At 69.7% G+C, this 18,394-nt stretch carries 10 protein-coding genes; 8 read left to right on the forward strand and 2 right to left on the reverse strand.

Annotated features, from left to right (window positions below; translation table 11 throughout):
* Nucleotides 1-87 precede the first annotated feature (87 nt).
* From ACWGPF_RS00315 to ACWGPF_RS00330, 4 genes are all read left to right on the forward strand, one after another.
* The gene (locus ACWGPF_RS00315) at nt 88-474 is read left to right on the forward strand and encodes a carboxymuconolactone decarboxylase family protein (protein ID WP_452330912.1); all 387 of its coding nucleotides are present in this window, start codon (nt 88-90) and stop codon (nt 472-474) included.
* Nucleotides 475-477: 3 nt separating this feature from the next.
* Nucleotides 478-915, forward strand: coding sequence for a cupin domain-containing protein (locus tag ACWGPF_RS00320; RefSeq protein ID WP_452330913.1), 438 nt, complete (start codon nt 478-480; stop codon nt 913-915).
* A gap of 109 nt (nt 916-1,024) precedes the next feature.
* Nucleotides 1,025-1,714 carry a hypothetical protein gene (locus tag ACWGPF_RS00325; protein WP_452331045.1) on the forward strand — a complete coding sequence of 230 codons (690 nt, stop codon included), beginning with the start codon at nt 1,025-1,027 and terminating at the stop codon, nt 1,712-1,714.
* 686 nt (nt 1,715-2,400) lie between these two features.
* Nucleotides 2,401-5,628, forward strand: a complete 3,228-nt coding sequence (locus ACWGPF_RS00330) for a polysaccharide lyase family protein (RefSeq protein WP_452330914.1) — start codon at nt 2,401-2,403, stop codon at nt 5,626-5,628.
* Between the two features lie 53 nt (nt 5,629-5,681).
* Here ACWGPF_RS00330 and ACWGPF_RS00335 read toward each other — a convergent pair whose 3' ends face one another.
* Nucleotides 5,682-7,700, reverse strand: a complete 2,019-nt coding sequence (locus tag ACWGPF_RS00335) for a beta-galactosidase (protein WP_452330915.1) — start codon at nt 7,698-7,700, stop codon at nt 5,682-5,684.
* A gap of 234 nt (nt 7,701-7,934) precedes the next feature.
* Between ACWGPF_RS00335 and ACWGPF_RS00340 the strand changes: the two genes are divergently transcribed.
* The 3 genes from ACWGPF_RS00340 (at nt 7,935) to ACWGPF_RS00350 (ending at nt 15,405) form a co-directional block, all read left to right on the forward strand.
* The gene (locus ACWGPF_RS00340; RefSeq protein WP_452330916.1) at nt 7,935-11,675 is read left to right on the forward strand and encodes a rhamnogalacturonan lyase family protein; all 3,741 of its coding nucleotides are present in this window, start codon (nt 7,935-7,937) and stop codon (nt 11,673-11,675) included.
* Nucleotides 11,672-12,820: a Gfo/Idh/MocA family protein gene (locus tag ACWGPF_RS00345; protein WP_452330917.1), complete on the forward strand. Its 1,149-nt coding sequence runs from the start codon at nt 11,672-11,674 to the stop codon at nt 12,818-12,820. The genes ACWGPF_RS00340 and ACWGPF_RS00345 overlap by 4 nt, the downstream gene beginning before the upstream one ends.
* Before the next feature lie 65 nt (nt 12,821-12,885).
* Nucleotides 12,886-15,405: a rhamnogalacturonan lyase gene (locus tag ACWGPF_RS00350; protein ID WP_452331042.1), complete on the forward strand. Its 2,520-nt coding sequence runs from the start codon at nt 12,886-12,888 to the stop codon at nt 15,403-15,405.
* A 53-nt stretch (nt 15,406-15,458) separates the two neighbouring features.
* Here the strand turns inward: ACWGPF_RS00350 and ACWGPF_RS00355 are convergent, their stop codons facing one another.
* Nucleotides 15,459-16,457 (reverse strand): LacI family DNA-binding transcriptional regulator, encoded by a 999-nt coding sequence (locus tag ACWGPF_RS00355; RefSeq protein ID WP_452330918.1) that lies wholly within the window; start codon nt 16,455-16,457, stop codon nt 15,459-15,461.
* Between the two features lie 131 nt (nt 16,458-16,588).
* Between ACWGPF_RS00355 and ACWGPF_RS00360 the strand changes: the two genes are divergently transcribed.
* Nucleotides 16,589-18,394, forward strand: coding sequence for a substrate-binding domain-containing protein (locus tag ACWGPF_RS00360; protein ID WP_452330919.1), 1,806 nt, complete (start codon nt 16,589-16,591; stop codon nt 18,392-18,394).

The raw sequence follows: 18,394 nt of genomic DNA on the forward strand, positions 1-18,394 counted from the left end.
GCTCGCGTCGTGGGCCGCGACGGACGCGGTCGAGGGGTGTCCTGACGGGGCCTCCCTGCCATCCGAGCCGCCGCATAGCGTCGGAGCATGACCACTCGCACTCACGGAGAAGACGGCTCGGCAGGGGGAGAGGACGCGCCAACCGGGTGGACCGGCGGACAGCGGGCTTTCGGGGACTTCGCTCCGGGGCTCGTGCACTACACGGATCGCGTCCTCTTCGACGAGGTCTGGGAGCGCGCCGATCTCTCCCCTCGCGACCGCTCGCTCATCACCGTCGCGGCGCTCACTGCGATGGGCAAGACCGAGCAGCTCGGATTCCACCTCGGCTTCGCGCGGCGGAACGGGGTCTCCGACGAGGAGCTGAAGGAGGCGATCCTGCATCTCGCGTTCTATGCCGGATGGCCGAATGCGATGAGCGCGATGACCGTGCTGAAGGACGTCGTCGAGCCTTCGCGACCCGCTGACGAGGAGTGACCCGTGACCACGGCCGATTTCGATCAGATGTTCCCGCTCGGTGCGCCGAACGACGCCTACGCCGAGTACTTCACGGGGCAGAGCTACCTCGCCCCGCTCGCCGGCGGGAGCGTGCCGGTGAGCAACGTGTCGTTCGAGCCGGGGTGCCGCAACAACTGGCACATCCATCACGGGGCGGCGGGCGGCGGCGATCAGATCCTGCTCTGCACCGCCGGCTCGGGCTGGTACCAGGCGGAGGGCGAGGCGCCGATCAGCCTCGAGCCGGGCACGATCGTCCGTGTGCCCGCCGGGACGAAGCACTGGCACGGGGCGAAGGCCGACTCGTGGTTCAGCCACGTCGCCTTCATCACCCCGGGCGAGGGCGTGCGGAACGAATGGCTCGAGCCCGTCGCCGACGAGGCGTACGGCGCGCTGCCGGGGGCGGGCACGACGACAGCGTAAGCGATCCACCGCCGCCCCGGCAGCCACGTCCAGGCCCCGCGAGAACAGCGAGGGCGAGTACGCCGGCCTCGGCGGGCGCAACCTCAGCGGGCGCGGGCCCGGCAACGAGGTGGCGCTGCAGACCGCTCGTCGCGAGCGTGCCATAGCGCACGAGAAGACCTGGCGGCGCCTCCTAGGGCAGCGCAGCCAGTACCGTCTTCGCGAGAAGGAGAAGCCGGACGCGAAGGGTCGGGTTCCGATGGTGTGCCCCGCCGCGGGACCCAATCCGCTGTTGACCTGCCCACTCAAAGAGCTCATCGACACCCGTGTCAGCGCACCGACCCTTATGCCCGTCATTCCCACGAGTGCCATGAAGTCGCCGGGAGTCGTCTGCACCAACAAGACGTCCACGACCTTCAACTTGACCGATGGCGGCAGCTACGGCCAGTCCTACGAGTTCGGCAGCAAGGAGTGGGAGTCGCACTACCACTACGGCCGAAACAACGTAGAAAGCTTCAATGCGTACATCAAGGACGCAGCAACGTTCGACCTCGCGTCCCCCGGGCGCCGTCGCATGCGTGGCTTCACCGCCCAGTCGATTCTCGTCGTCATCACCGTCGCCGCCGCCAACATCCGCAAGGTCCGCGAGTTCCTCGCGGAACGCGCGGTCGAGGAACTCGACGCCGCGGAAGGCATCACCGCACCGACCGCAGGGACGCGCCGGCATCGCAAGGGCCCCGCAAGTCAGAACCTCGTCTACCGCGCCCGGAAGGGCCAGCGCATGAACCGCGCGCAAAGTCGGAGCCCGCTACGGACGTAGCTCGCGTTCCGCTCCCGAACTGAACACCCCGCAGCAGCCCTCGTCCTCTGGACGGAGGGCTACTCGGCATGGACACCAAGCGCCCACGCGACTCGCCGGTCTCCAGGCCAGCGGTATGCGCACCTCGCCCGCCCGCCAGCGGCGCTCCACGAGACGACGAAACCCCCAGGTCTCCCTGGGGGTTTCGTTTGTGGGTCGGTTTCCTGGACTCCTTGAGGGAGAACCTTGGACAACCCTGGGTGGGGTGTTCGGATATCTCGCCCTGGCGGATGATTCCGGGGTGCAGGAGTCGTCCTCAGCGGGCTGATCCTCTGGCGGTGCGCCGATAATCCTCCCCGGGTCGTGCGGATCGAGTCTGATCCGAGCAGGATCAGCGTGAGTCGAGTCGATCGAGACGACCTCATCGGCGATCTCGTCGACGCTGCATGAGGCGCGCTGGACAAGGCTTCGAGGAACGTGTCTCTAGATGCGCAGGTGCAGATGAGGAAAGTCTGATTAGCGTACCTGTCGGTGAGGATCACGCTTTCAGGACCTGCTTGCGGGGGGATCCTCCGCGCGTGTACGATCGCGGCAGATGCCGACCTCGCACGGATGCGGGCGGCCTGTTCTGCAGATCGGACGACCCGGCCGACGAGGATGGTCTCGTCACGCGTGGACGGCGTCGCGATCGCGCCAAAGGAGGCACGATGAACGTCCTGGTCCCGCCGTCCGCACCACGCGGATCGAGAAGGAGAGCAGGTGCGGGGCTCCTCGCCGTTCTCGCCGTCCTGATCGGGCTCCTCTCTGCGACCGCACCCGCGCCCGCCGCCGAGGCCGCGGGTGCGCCGAGCTTCTCATTCGACTTCGGCCCGGGAGCGGTGGCAGACGGGTACACCGGCGTCGCCTGCTCGACGGCCTACTCGCCGAGCACCGGATACGGGTTCACCACGACGACGGGGGTCGACGGCAAGAACCGCGCCAGCGGCGACCCCCTTCTCGCAGATTTCTGCTTCGGCAGCGCTCTCGACTTCGCCGTCGATCTGCCGGACGGCGACTACTCCGTCCGAGTGGTCTCGGGCGACGCCTCGGCGACCCAGGGGCGCATGACCGTCACCTCCGAGGGCGAGACGGTCGTCGCCGGCATCGGAGCCGCCGCCGGCTCGTACGTCGACCGCTCCTTCGACACCCACGTCGCAGACGGGCAGCTCAACCTGCGGTTCACGGCGTCGCCGGCGCGCGTCAACGCGATCATCGTCACGCCGTTCGTCTGGGAGCCGGGGCTGAGCATCGTCGACGACGGCAGCGGATCCGTGGTCCTCCAGAACGACCACGTCTCACTGCGCGTCACGAAGAGCACCGCCGAGATCACGACCCTTCGTCTCAACGGCTCCAACCCCATCCTCAACTACCTTCGCAACGGCAGCGGGTCGTACCTCGCGAACTGGAGCATCGACGGCGTCGCGAAGCAGCAGACGATCAAATCGGCGACGTACGAGGTCGTGCAGGACGACGACGAGCGAGTCGAGATCGTGTTGACGCAGAGCGATCCTGCGGTGCTGCCCTTCGAGGTCGAGGTGCACATCGCACTCGACGCAGACTCGCAAGGGCTCTACTACTACACGGTGTACCGGTACCCCGAGGGCATGCCGTCCGGGCTGACGATCCAGCAACTCCGTTACGCCTTCAAGACAGACGGCACGCTCTTCACCGAGTACGCCATCGATGACGAGCGACAGGGCACGGCGCCGCGGGAATCTGACTTCGCCGACGAGGAGGTGCAGGATGCGACGTACCGGATGCCGGACGGGTCGATCTACTCCAAGTATCAGCAGATCAGCGACGACGAGGGATCGCAGAGCGTCTTCGGCGTCTACGGCGACGGCGTCGGCCTCTCGCTGATCCAGCCCAACAAGGACTGGATGCCCGGCGGCCCTACACGGCAGGAGCTCACGACGCACACGGTCGCCGGCGGTCAGATCTTGCTCTGGCACGAGAACTCCCGCCACTACGGCGCCACCGACCTCGTTCCCGAGGTCGGATGGGAGAAGGTCTTCGGGCCGTTCTTCCTCTACGTCCAGGAGGGCGACTCGTTGGACAGCATGTGGGCCGATGCGCAGGCCCGGCTGTCGCAGGAGGTTGACGCCTGGCCGTATTCCTGGGTTTCCGATCCGCTGTATGCGGCCGAGACGCGCTCCGATGTGACGGGCCGGTTGCAGATCACGGGCGACGCGAGCGCGGAGGACGCGTGGGTCATCCTCGCCGACCCCGGTGCGGACTGGCAGAGCGGCAATGGCTCGTACGTGTACACGGCACAGGCCGCGGCGGACGGTACGTTCACCGTGCCCGCGGTACGTCCTGGCAGCTACACCCTCCATGCGTTCGTCGACGGTGTGCCGGGCGAGTTGACGCACGAGGGCGTCGATGTCGCGGCCGCGCAGACGACAGCGCTCGGAACCGTCGTCTGGGAGACAGCGCCGACCGAGCTGCTCGCGTGGCGGATCGGCGTCCCCGACCGGTCGGCCGCCGAGTTCGCCGTGCCCGAGGGTGTCGATTCGCCTGTGCAGGGGCTGGAGCCCTGGCGCGAGTACGGCACCTGGCTGCAGTACGCCGTGGACTTCCCCCACGATGTGGAGTTCGAGGTGGGCGTCGACGATCCCGCCGTCGACTGGGCATACTTCCAGCCGATGATCAAGACACCGGGCAATCCCGATGAGCTGCTCGTCCCGTACGACTCGTCGCTGACCGAGCGCGACATCGTCTTCGACGTCGATGGCGCGCCGCGCGATGCGACGCTCACGCTCGGCATCGCCAGCGCGGTCTTCGCCAACCTCGCCGTCGAGGTCAACGGCGAGCGCCTCGCCGAGTGGGCGACGATCCCTGGGCCGTCGGGAGACAACGCGCTCTATCGCCACTCCGATCGCGGCCAGGCCCGCGAGCTCGACGTCGACATTCCCGCCGCGGCACTCCGATCCGGTTCGAACACCATCACCCTCACGCCCATGGCGGGGCCGGCATCGGGGACATGGACCTCCGTCTACGCGAACGTCATGTACGACTTCGTCCAGCTCGCCTGGGATACGCCGCCGGACACCACTGTGCCGGTCGTCTCCGGCCTGCCCAGCGGGACGATCGCCGACACCTCCGTCATCGACACGGCGGCTCTCGCGTCAGACGCCGAGTCGGGCGTGGCCAGCGTCGCCGTCGAGCTCGACGGCGAGCCCGTGGAGCCGGGTGCGGCGATCGATCTGGCGGGTCGGATCGGAGAGCATCGCATCTCGGTGGTCGCCGTGAACAACGCGGGGCTGTCTGAATCGGCCGAGAGCGTGTTCCTCGTCGTCCGCGACGACGGTGCGACGCGGGCCCCGGGGGCGGCCGTCCTCTCGAACACGAGCGGATACGCGTCGGGGCTGCACGACGGCACCTTCGACGTCGTGATGAATCTCTGGTGGGGGACGCCCGGCAGCGTCCTGCGGGTGCTCGAGAACGGTGTCCCGATCGCGACGCAGGCGCTGGCGGCGACGACCGGGTCGTCGCAGACCTCCCGCATCCCGATCTCGGGGCGGGTCGACGGCACCTACGTCTACACCGCCGAGCTCATCAATCTGCAGGGGGCGACATCGACGAGCTCGACCACCGTCACGGTGAACGCGGCGAAGCCCGCTCAGCCCGTTCTCAGCCACGACAACTGGGATGGCGACGGCTCGTTCGCGCTCACGGCGAACCTCTGGTGGGGTACCAACGCGACCTCCTACCGCTTCGAACTCGACGGCGTGGTCGTCGGGCAGGGGGGCCTGACGGCGCGCGGTACGGGTGCGCAGCAGGCGTCGCTGTCGCTGCAGGGGATCGCGCAGGGCGATCATGTGGCGCGCGTCGTCTTCGTCAACGCCGCCGGGGAGACGGCGAGCTCGCCGATGACGGTGCGCGTGACCCGCTGACTCCTGACACGGTGCAGGCCCCGGGATGCTCCCGGGGCCTGCACCGTGCGCATTCAGGAGAGGGTGATGAACTCGGCGTCGTGCGGGGACAACGTGAACTCGTCCCCGAGCGCGCGCCCGGAGAAGACGCTCGTCCCGGGGGACGGCAGCACGATGTCGCGCGGCTCGGGCGCGAGGTTGACGAGCAGAGCGTGACGATCGTCGGTGCGCCGGGCGATCACGCCGCGCGGAACCGCGAGTGCCGGTGCGATGCCCTGCAGGTCGAGCTCGCGGGCGAGCACGGCGTCGAGCAGCTCCTCGCGGGCGGGCAGCGCCAGATACACGGCCCGCCCGCTGCCGAAGCGGTTCACGGTGACGGCGGGATACTCGCGGTCGAGCCCGACGATCGTGGCGGCGACGTCGGCGCCGCGCAGATGAACGTCGTCGAACCGCGTGGCGGTCGTCGCGATGGTGCGCCCGCAGAGGTCGATCCGCAACTCGGTGCCGGAGCGCGCGCCCTCCGTCGCCTCGTTGAGGATGTGCGTCTCGCGGTACGAACCGAGGCGGATGCCGAAGACATCGTCCAGCAGCCCCGGTCGCGTCGACGACAGGATCTTGCCGTTCGCGTCGAACCACCCGGAGCCGGAGGTCATCACGGCCGTGCCGCCGGCTTCGACGAACGCGCGCACGCGTTCCGCCGTCCGCGCATCGATCGTCGCCATGCCGGGCAGGACGAGCACCCGCGTATCGAGGGCGCTCGTCGCGATGTCGACGATCCGCGCATCGACGTTGAGCTCGAGGACGGTGTTGAACGCCGCGTCGAGCTGACGGTCGTGCAGCTCGGGAAGCGCCGCGCTCGACAGCTGGCTGGCGAAGGAGAACCCGAGCGCGACATCCGCTCGCGGGATGTAGGGAAAGCCGAAGGCCTCGATCGCACGGAACTCCTCGGCGATCCGGCGGTACTCCTCGTACTTGCCGTTCGGCTGCCCGTCCCAGTCGACGAGCCCCTGCAAGAAGCGCTCCTCGCCGGCATGGTGGCTCTGCCATGTCCATGCGCACATCAGCTGGTTTCCCAGGAGCAGCGACGCGTAGGCGGCCTTCCGCACGGCCCCCGTCACCGCGGTCTCGGTCGTCGACTCCGTCGCCCAGTACGGCGTCGTGCTCTCGAACTGGACGCGGGCGATCACAGACAGCGCGTGGTAGAGCGTGCGCTTATCGGCCTGCGAGTTGTGCGGGTAGAGCCCGCCGCCGCCGCGCGTGATCCGCCCCGAGGCGGCGATAGGGGCGTAGTCGAAGTAGCGTCCGTCGTCGCCTTCGACGAAGTACCACTGGTTGCCCGTGAGGATCTTGCCGCGGGCGTGCCGCTGCACGGCGTCGATGAGAGCGGTGTGACTCGCGACGATCTCGTCCGACACGAAGGTGCGGAAGTCGATGAGGCGCTCGAGCGGGCCCTCGTGGAAGCCCGAGCGGGGCAGATCGATCTCGTCGAAGTCGCTCAGCCGACGCGACCACCGCTGACCGCCCCATGCACGGTCGAGCGTCTCGACGGTCGTGTACCTGTGCTGCAGCCAGGTGATGAAGCGCGCACGCACGGACTCGGAGTAGGAGTACGGGCCCGAGCCCGGCTCGTTGTCGATTCCGAAGGCGACGACGGCGGGATGCGGGGCGAAGTGCGCGGTCATCGCCTCGGCGAATCGGACAGCGTGCGTGACGTATGCGGGATCGCCGACGTCTTCCATGTAGCGGTGGTTCGCATGCTCGCGCTTGCCGTGCACGTTCACGATGTCGATCGAGGGGTGCTTGCGATGGAGCCAGGCGGGGGCGGGGCGCGCGGCGATGTCGAGGATCACGGCGTTGCCGCGCTCACGCGCGAGATCGAGGAACTCGTCGAACCACGCGAAGTCGAACTCGCCGTCTCGGGGCTCGTAGCTGTCCCAGGCGAGATGGCCTGCGCGGAGCACGCGGAATCCCGCCTCCGCCATGAGGTCGAGATCGCGGATCCAGGTGCCGCGATCCGAGTCGTGCGGGTGGTAGTTCGCTCCCACGGCGAGCGCGCCGATGGGCGGGGGCGGAAGAGGGACGGTCGACGTCATGAGGCGAGGTCGCTTTCGGTGCGCGGGGTGAGGAGAACAGCGGGCTCCGACCGGCGGCGTCACCGCTGACGACCATGAGCGTAGCCCATGAGGAAGCGATGTCCCCATTGACAGGCGTTTAAAAGGTGGGCATTGTCAACTCCAGGGAAGCGTTATCCCATATTGCGTGAAGCGTTGTCCCTCGGAGAAGATCGTCGGCGGCGTCGAAGCCCCACAGAGATCGAGGAAGATCCCATGACTGTCAGAGCACAGCGGCGTCTGAGGACGACGGCGACAGGAGTCATCGGCATCGCCGCCCTCGTCACATCGGCCGTCAGCGCGACGGGCGCGAGCGCGACCACCGCCGAGTTCCGGTTCGACTTCGGGGGGCCCGCATCGCCCGTCGCCGATGGCTGGACCCAGATCGCGGCCGGGACGACGTACTCGGCGGCAGCAGGCTACGGGTTCGTGTCGGGGGGCACGACGTTCCGCGACCGCGCTGCCGGCGATCCGATGCTGCGCGACTTCGTCAACGGAGCGTGGGAGTTCGTCGTCGACCTGCCATCGGGCACGTACGAGGTCACCACCTGGAGCGGCGACCTCACCGCGGGCAACACCACCGACCTCACCGTGGAAGGGACGGTGTACAACAGCCGCACATCCGCCGGCTCCGTCGACGAGCGGATCTCGACGGTCGAGGTCCTGGATGGCCGGCTCAACATCGTCGGCGGCCGAGACGGGCGCATCAACGGCGTCCTCGTCAGATCGCCCCTCGCCGCCCCCGCCGCCCTCGCCGCGGACGTCGACGTGTCGGACGAGCCGTCGGTGTCGGTGTCGTGGGATGCCGTGGCGGAGGCTACGCGGTACGAGATCAGCCGCTCGAGCGAGGGCGGCGTGCTCGAACGCGTCGCCGAGACCTCGGAGCCCCGGTTCGTCGACGACGATGTGCTGATCGGCGACGAGTACGACTACTCGATCCGCGCGTTCAGCGAGGATCGGGAGTCCGAGCCGAGTGCGACGCTGGCGGTGCGCGTCGTCGACGAGAGCGTCGCCGCTCCCGTCGCGCCGACCGGGCTCACGGTCGCCTCCATCGCGGAGCGCGAGGTCGCGCTCTCATGGGATGGCGCTGCCGGCGTCCGCAGATGGAAGGTGTACCGGACGACACGGGAGGACATCCCGTTCGAGCTCGTCGGGTCGACGACCGACCCGACGTGGACGGATGCGGACGTTCTCACGACCCGTCCGTACCTCTACCGGGTCGCTGCTGTCGGCGATGGCGGGGCCTCCGAGACGTCGGAGACGATCGCCACCGAGATCACGACCACCCTCGTCCGCGACATGGAGTACCTCGACAGGGCGCCTGTCGCCGTCGCTCTTGAAGACGGCGTCTACATCGGCTGGCGCCTGCTCGGTCTCGACGACCGGGAGCTCCCCTTCAACGTCTATCGCGACGACGTCCGGATCAACGAGGCGCCGCTCGTCGGCGCGACCAACTTCGTCGACCCTGCCGGCGCCCCCGATTCGGAGTACCGGATCACCGCACTCGTCGACGGGCGCGAGGTGTCCGTCACCGACGCGTTCGGCGCGTGGGGCGACCAGTACACGGACATCCCGCTCGAGAAGCCCGAGGGCGGGGTCACCCCGGCAGGCGAGAGCTACACGTACTATCCGGGCGACGCGAGCGTCGGCGATGTCGACGGCGACGGCGCGTACGAGATCGTCCTCCTCTGGAACCCGAGCAACTCGAAGGACAACTCCCAGAGCGGGTACACCGGCAACGTGCTGATGGACGCCTACGAGATCGACGGCACGCGCCTGTGGCGGATGGATCTCGGCGTGAACATCCGCGCCGGGGCGCACTACACGCAATTCCAGGTGTACGACCTCGACGGCGACGGTCGAGCCGAGGTCTCTTTCCGCACCGCCGACGGCACCGTGGACGGCGCGGGCGCCGTCATCGGCGACGCCGCCGCCGATCACCGGAACACGAGCGGATACATCCTCAGCGGACCCGAGTACCTCACGGTGTTCGACGGGCAGACCGGAGCGGCCCTCGACACCGTCGAGTTCGCACCGGAGCGCGGCGAGGTCGCCGCTTGGGGCGACACCTACGGCAACCGCGTCGACCGGTTCCTCGCCGGAGTGGGGTACTTCGACGGCGAGCACCCCAGCCTCCTCTTCAGCCGCGGGTACTACACGCGGGCAGTTCTCGTCGCGTGGGACTTCCGCGACGGTGAGCTCGTCGAGCGGTGGACGTTCGATTCGGACGAGTGGGGAGACCAGTACGAGGAGCAGGGCAACCACAACCTCACGACCGCGGACGTCGATCGCGACGGCCTGGACGAGGTGGTGTACGGCGCCATGACAATCGACGACGACGGCTCGCCGCTCTACAACACACGGCTGCTCCATGGCGACACCCTCAACGTCGGCGACCACGTGACCGACCGGCCCGGGCTCGAGATCTTCAGCACGTTCGAGAACCAGGCCGACAACGGCGGCGTCATGGCCGCGATGCGCGATGCCGAGACCGGCGACATCCTCTGGAAGAGCGAAGGGCCCTACGACACCGGACGAGGCGGGGTCGCGGACATCGATCCCCGTCATGCCGGGGCAGAGGCCTGGCATCCTTCGACAGGGGCGATCCAGACCATCCAGGGCCTGCTGAGGACGGCACACGGCGACGTGGTCTCGACGGTCATCCCCGATGCCACCTACACCATCTACTGGGACGGCGATCCGCTCCGGGAACTGGTCGCGCATGAGTACGACCCGGTGCGGCGCGCGGGGCCGGCGCTCGTGTCGAAGTGGGATCCGGCGACGGACACCCAGGACATCCTCTACCGAGCCGACGGCACGCTGACAAACGGCACGCAGGCCCAGCCGCTTCTGCAAGCGGATCTGCTCGGCGACTGGCATGAGGAGCTCCTCCTCCGGCACGAGGACGGCACGGCGCTGCGCCTGCTGACGACCGTCGCCGCGACCGATCTGCGGATCCCCACTCTCATGCACGATCCGCAGTACCGCCAGTCGGTCGCGTGGCAGAACACCGCCTACAACCAGCCTCCTCGTCCCGGGTTCTTCATCGGCGAGGGCATGTCAGAGCCGCCCACGGCGAGCATCGCCTACGTCGCGGCACCGGAAGCGGACACGACGCCGCCGGCCATCTCGGCCGTCCCGACCGGCACGCTCGCCGACTCGCAGACGCTCGATCCGTCGTCGTACGCCGTGGACGAGGAATCCGGGATCCGTTCGCTGATCGTCGAGGTCGACGGCGAGCAGATCGATCCGGATGCGCTCTTCGACCTCGAGGAGCGGATCGGCGAGCACGTGATCATCGTGACGGCGACGAACCATGCCGGACTCACGGCATCCCAGGAAGGCCGCTTCCTCGTCGTGCGAGACGACGGCGCGACCGCCGCACCGGGGCGGGGCGTCCTGTCCCACACGAGCGGTCGCGCCTACGGCCTGCACGACGGCAACTACGACGTGGTGATGAACCTGTGGCGGGGAACTCCCGGAAGCGTGCTGCGTCTGTACGAGAACGGCGAGCTGATCGAGACGAAGGCGCTTCCGTTCGCGGAGAAGGCACCCCAGGCGGCCGGATTCCGATTCGAGGGGAAGCCGAACGGCACCTACGTCTACACCGCCGAGCTGATCAACCTGCGGGGCGCCACGGAGACGACATCGACGACGGTCAAGGTGACGTCCGCTCTGCCGGGCAAGCCCGTGGTCAGCCACGACAACGGCGATCGCGACGGCGCATTCACCCTGACTGCCAACATGTGGTGGGGCGTCAACGCGACGGAGTACCGCTTCGAGCTCGACGGCCAGATCGTGGGGAGCGGCGCGCTCACGGCGGCGACGCCCGCCGCGCAGCACGCGTCCGTCTCGCTCACCGGCATCCCCGCCGGGGTGCACAGCGCCCGCGCGATCTTCTTCAACGCCTTCGGCGAGACCGCGAGCGCGCCTGTGACGGTGGAGGTGCGCTCGTGACGGGCGACCGCGCCGACGAGCCTGTGCTCCGGTGCGGACTCGTCGGCACCGGCGGGGTCGCCGCACTCCACGCTGGAGCCATCGAGCACCACCCGCGTTCGCGTCTCGTCGCGGTCGCCGATCTCAGCCGCGAGCGTGCCGAGGACTTCGCCGCCCGCTGGGGGCGACCTCGCGTCCACGACTCGCTGGACGACCTGCTCGCGGGTGAGGCGCTGGATGTGCTGATCGTGTGCACACCGCCGGGAGCGCATCGGGAGCAGACTCTCGCCGCCTTCGCTGCCGGGGCGCACGTGATCGTGGAGAAGCCGGCCGCGGTGTCGCTCGCCGAACTCGACGACATGCGTGCGGCGGCTCGCGCATCCGGCAGAGAGCTCGCCGTGGTGTTCCAGCAACGCACGGGAACCGCTGCAGCGCATGTCCGCCGACTGCTGCTCTCCGGCGCCCTGGGGCGCCCGCTTGTGGCGGTGTGCCAGACGCACTGGTATCGCGACGAGACATACTTCGCGGCGCCGTGGCGAGGGCGCTGGGAGACGGAAGGCGGGGGGACGACCCTCGGGCACGGCATCCACCAGATCGACCTGCTCGCGTACCTGCTCGGCGACTGGACAGGTGTGCAGGGGCGGACCTGGCGCACCGTGCACGAGATCGAGACGGAGGACGTCTCGACGGCCGTCGTCACGTTCGCGAACGGCGCCGTGGCGTCCATCGTCACGAGCGCCGTCTCTCCCAGAGAGGTCAGCGCGATCCGAATCGACACCGAGAAAGCCACCATCACGCTGGAACACCTGAACGGTCACGGCCACGCGGAGTGGCGGGTGACCCCGGCGCCGGGCGTCGCCCCCGCCGAGGTCGCCGGATGGGAGATGACGGGCACGGAGGTGCGCAGCGATCACGAGCCGCTCCTGCACGACGTGTTCGATGCCTTGCTCGCAGGGCAGGCCCTGCCGTCGACGGCGGATGAGCCCGCTCGCTCCCTCGAGATCGTCGCCGCCATCTACGCATCCGCGGCCGCAGGCGGCGTGCTCATCACGCCGCGATCCCTCGCCGAGCATCCCACGCACCGGCGCCGATTCGCCGGCCCGGTCTTCGACCTCCGCCGTCCGGGTGCGGGCGGAGCGTCGAGGGGGCATCCGCAGGTCGTCTGACGTCCATCCCGGCGCGCGGCCCACAAAAGGACCGTGCGTCACGACCGAGAGAGAAGGAGACGATGATGAAACGTCATCGCATTGCTGCCGCGCTGGTCACGGCGGGCAGTCTGATCGGGGGCGCCGCCGTCGCGGCTCCCGTCGCGCACGCGGCGGAAGCGGGGCGCCCGGCGGCGAGTCCGCCGTCGCCGCCGTACCAGGTCGAGGATCTCGACCGCGGCCTCGTGGCGGTCGACACCGACGAGGGGGTCTTCCTCAGCTGGCGGCTGCTCGCCTCCGAGGCGACCGGGGCCACCGAGACGGGGCTGGCAGGCCCCGATTTCGCGGTGTACCGCGACGGCGAGAGGGTCGCGACAGTGACCGACAGCACGAACTTCGCCGATGTCGACGGCACCGCCGCATCGAGCTACGTCGTCGTCCCGGTGGTGAACGGCATCGAGCTCGAGGCCAGCGAACCGGTCACCGCATGGGAGAGCGGGCACCTGGACATCCCCTTGCAGAAGCCCTCCGACGGCGTGACTCCCGCGGGGGAGGCGTACAGCTACCACGCCTACGACGCCTCGGCCGCCGATGTCGACGGAGACGGCGCCTACGAGCTCGTCGTCCTCTGGAACCCGTCGAACCAGAAGGATGTCTCGCAGAAGGGGTACACGGGCGCCGTCTACGTCGACACGTACGAGCTCGACGGGACGCTGCTCAACCGCATCGACTTGGGCGTCAACATCCGCGCAGGGCAGCACTACACGCAGTTCATGGTCTACGACTTCGACGGCGACGGCCGCGCGGAGACCATGCTCAAGACCGCGCCCGGCACGAAATCGATCTCGTACGGAGCAGACGGGCAGGTCGTGGGCGAGTCGTATGTGACGATGCCGCAGGCCGACGTCGACGCGGGCTACACCCACTCCGACGACTACCGGCTGAGTGCCGAGGGCTATCGCGATCACCTGGCCGAGGTGTTCGCGGGGTGGAGCGAGCACCCGGAGGTCGTCTCCGGTGCGTGGCCGACGACGATCGAGGAGGCCCTCGACATCCCGGTCGCGCAAGAGTATCCGCTCTCGGAGGAGTCCGCGGGCGAACTCGCGGACTACTTCATCGACGTCTACGCGCCCTCGCGCAGCACGCGGAACGACCTGCGGCGGTTCGAGGGGTTCGTGCTCGACGGGCCCGAGTACCTCTCGGTGTTCGACAGCACGACGGGTGAGGAGCTTCAGACGATCCGCTACAAGCCCGGACGCGGCGACGACGGTCTGATGTGGGGCGATTACGCGTACGCCGTCATCGAGCCCGGCAACCGGGTCGACCGCTTCATCGCCGGCGTCGCGTACCTCGACGGCGCGCATCCGTCCGCGGTCTTCGCACGCGGCTACTACACGCGGATGACCATGGTCGCCTACGACTGGGATGGCGAGGCGCTGCGGGAGCGCTGGTTCGTCGACAGCGGTCACGTGCCCCTGGCCAACCCCTTCGACGACACGCCCCACGGCCGCGAGGGCAGCGATCCCACGTGGGGGACCCTGTCGTCCCAGGGCTTCCACTCGCTGAGCGCGGCCGATGTCGATGGCGACGGCCGTCACGAGATCGTCTACGGCTCGGCGACGCTCGACGACGACGGGAGCGTTCTGTACAGCTCCTACGGCACCCTTCCGGAGGGCAGTGCGGCGCCCGGCACACGGGCGAAGCTCGGGCACGGCGATGGGATGTACGTGACCGACATCGATCCCGCACGCCCCGGGCTCGAGATCTTCACGGTGCACGAGAGTGCGCGGAACGCCCCATACGGCACCGCGATGCGCGATGCCGCGACGGGGGAGGTGCTGTTCGGTGCATACTCGGGCAAGGACACCGGCAACGGGCTCGTGGGCGACGTGCGCACCGACGTGCCGGGGCTGGAGGTCTGGGCGTCGATGCCGGCGGGCACATCCGCCTCGGGTCTCCTCAGCGCGCAGGGCGACATCCTCTCGGCGGAGAAGCCCGATCTCGTCGACGCGACCATCCACTTCGCAGCCGAGCCGACCACGCAGACCGTCTCGGGCGACCGCGACGGCGCGAAGACGATCGAGGACTGGGAACAGGGGCCTCTGCTCCACATCGAGGACACTGCGGGCAATCCCCCGCTCGTCGCCGACATCCTGGGCGACTGGCGCGAGGAGCTCGTCGTCCGGTCCGCTGACTCCACGAGGCTGCAGGTCTACCTGAGCACCGAGGTCACGACCCACAAGCTGACGACGCTCATGCACGACAAGCAGTACCGAGCCGAGATCGCGCGGCAGAACACGGTCTACAACTATCCGACGCAGCCCGGCTTCTATCTCGCGAGCGACACGGACTGGTCCACTCTGCCCGTGCTCACGACGCCCGCGACGCCCGCCGCACCGGTCATCTCCGACCGGCGAGGGAGCCGCGCCGATCAGATTCGGATCCCGCGCAGCACGGACTTCGCGTACTACCTCGACGGGGAGCTCGTCTCCCCGGGCGTCCATCGCGGGCTCGACGGCGACGTGACGATCACGGCCGTGGCCTTGCCGTACCGATCGACCGCGGACGGAGCCGAGGCGACCTGGTCGCACACGTTCACCGGCTGATACGGCGACGACGACGCGTCCCCGGAGGATTCCGGGGACGCGTCATCGTGCGCTCACCGCACGCGTCGACTGCTCTCCCTCACCACGAGAGACCCCGGGAGGACACGGCGCTCCGCAGCGTCCGCCTCTCCCGACGTCGCCATCGACACGACGAGCTCGCCGGCCTCGAGGAGCGGGTGCGCGACGGTCGTGAGTCCCGGCGTCAGCTGGCTGGCGACGGGGATGTCGTCGATCCCGCAGATCGCGACGTCCTCGGGGATGCGGAGACCGAGCCCGTCGAGGGCGGCATACGCGCCAAGCGCGAGCCGATCGCTGACGCACAGCAGCAGGTCGGGTGCCGCATCGACGGCGTGCTCGAGCACGCCGGCCTCGGCGTGATCGCTTTCGTTCGCCGTGTGCACCACCCGGACGTCGTCGACCCCGGCCTCGCGGAGGGCCGTCAGCATGCCCTCGGCGCGGGCGCGATAGCCGCCGTGGGTGCGGGGCCCGGCGAGGACCAGGGCCCGGCGACCGCCGCCCGCGGCGAGATGCCGCGCGACGGCGGCTCCGTCGCCGAAGTCGTCGAAGCCGACCGTCGGGTAGGGGAGGACGTCGGGCCCCATCACGACGACGACGCCCTCGTCGCGGTCGACGTACTCGGCGAGCTCCTGCTCGAGTGCGGGGCGGATCGCCGGGTCGGAGATCCACCCGCCGGTCAGGACGACCGCCCGTGGCCGCAACGACCGCAGCACGCGGATCGCGAGGATCTGCTGCGACGGTCGCGCTCCCGCGGACGATACGCTCGTCGTCAGCCCGGCCGCCGTCGCGACGGCTCCCGCCGCGATCGCCAGTTCGGCGAGCGCCTCCGCACCGAGCTCGTCGGTGAGGATCGCGAGGAGCCCGCTCCGTCCGCGCATCGCGCTCGCCGCGGCGTTCGACACGTAGCCGATCTGCGCGGCGGCGGAGCGGACACGGTGTTCGAGATCGGCGCTGACGGGCTTGCCGCCGTTGAGGACGCGCGAGGCCGTCGACGGCGAGACGCCGGCTGCCGCGGCGACGTCGCTCAGGGTCACGGTTGCTCTCTGCGCACGCGCCTTCAGGGTGGCCTCCTCCGGCCGATGGGCTCGCGTGCCAGGATACAAGAGTGACGTCCGCCGATGCGCTCCCTCCGCCCCCCGAGTCGCGGAGGCCGAGCCTCGAGGCCGTGGCCCGCGAGGCCGACGTCAGCCTCGCCACGGCATCGCGGGTGCTCAGCGGGCACAGCGTCCGCCCGCATCTGCGGGCGCGGGTCGAGGACGCGGCGGAGCGCCTGGGATACCGCCCTGATCTGGCCGCGCAAGCCGTCGCACGGGGCGCCACGAAGACAGTCGCGCTCATCGTCGACTACCTCCGAAGCTCGTTCGGGGTGGAGATCACGCGCGGGGTCGTCGACGCGGCGTCGCGGCACGGCCTCGTCGTCAACGTGACCGGCGCCGAGACCCACCCCGGCGACCTTCTCGAGATGATCGCCAGCGCCAGGGCGCTGCGTCCCGAGGCGATCGTGCTCGCCACGGGGCGGGTACAGGATCCGGCCATCCGCGACGACCTCGTCCGGGCGCTCGAGTCGTACCAGGCGGCCGGCGGCAGGGTCTCGATCGTCGACGGACTCGACCTCCCGTTCGCGAGCTGCGCATTCGACGAGGAGACGGCAGCCCACGCGCTCTGCCGTTCGCTCGTCGACCTCGGATACCGTCGCCCGCTCGTGTTCAACAGCTCCGCAGAGCGCAGAGATCTCGTCGGCCGTACGGAGGCGCTCGTCGACGGCTTCCGAAGGGCGGGTCTGCCTGACGGGGTGGTACGCCTCGCCGAGACCGCGACGGCATCCTCCGGCGCCGCCTCCGACGACGAGCTCGTCGAACTCGGAGACGCCGACGTGGTCCTGTGCGTCGAAGGCGCGGTGCTCCCCGGCATCTACCGGCACATCCGCTCACGCGGGCTCCGCGTCGGCATCGACGTCGGGGTCACCGCTTTCGGCCAGTACAGCATCGCCGACGCCCTGCGCCCGCACCTGACGACCGTGATGATCCCGCTGCGGCGCGCAGGCGAGCTGGCGCTCGAACACGCGCTCGTCGACACCGATGCAACGCACCTGTCGCTCCCGTGCAACCTGCGCGTCCGTGCGAGCACCCCGCGACGGCCGCCGCGCGACGCGACGCCCGGGGGTCCCGCCGTGGAGGCGAGCGGGGCCTCGGCGACATCGGTGGGCGTCGTGCTGCCCCCGCTCCCCGACGAGCAGACCGGTGCGATCATGCGCACCGTCGCCGAACTGGCGCGGGCCGACGGCGTGCGCTGCACGTTCCTCCCGCTGCCGACGACCGACGGCCGGCCGCTGTCCGTCGCCGACTACGATGCGCTCCTGGTCTGGACGTCTGCACCGGTGAACGTCCTCGCGACCGCGCGCGATCGCGGCCTGCCATTCGTCGTCGTCGACCATCCGACGGCGCTCGGGGCACCCGAGTTGTCCGTCGAGGTGGCAGAGGGCATGCAGGCGCTCCTCGAGCACCTCTTCTCCCTCGGGCATGAATCGGTCGTGTACCTCTCGGGTAGTCGCGACGAACCCGCCGAGCGTGAGCGCGCGGCGGGGATCGAGCTGTTCGCGGCGACCCATCGTGAGGTCAGAGTGCGGTCGCTCGCCGCGGCCGACCTGCCTGCGATGCCCCTCGAACGCGTGATCGACGACGGTGCGACGGCCGTCGTCGCCTACGATGACGCGGTGGCTGCGCAGATCGCACGCGCCCTCGCGCACGCGGGTACCCCGGTGCCCGGTCGCGTCAGCGTGGCGGGGTTCGGGGGCGGCGGGATCGGCGAGGTGGCGACGCCCGCCATCACGAGCGTGCGGATCGATGTCGCCGAGGCGGCCCGCAGCGCCTGGCGCCTGCTCCTCCGGGCGGGGGAGGGTGATGCCGAGCCGCGGTCGCTGAGGGCCCGGCTCCTCGTGAGGGAGTCGACCGGACCCGCTCCCCGCGGCTGA

The organism is Microbacterium sp. NPDC055683, from assembly GCF_053617895.1.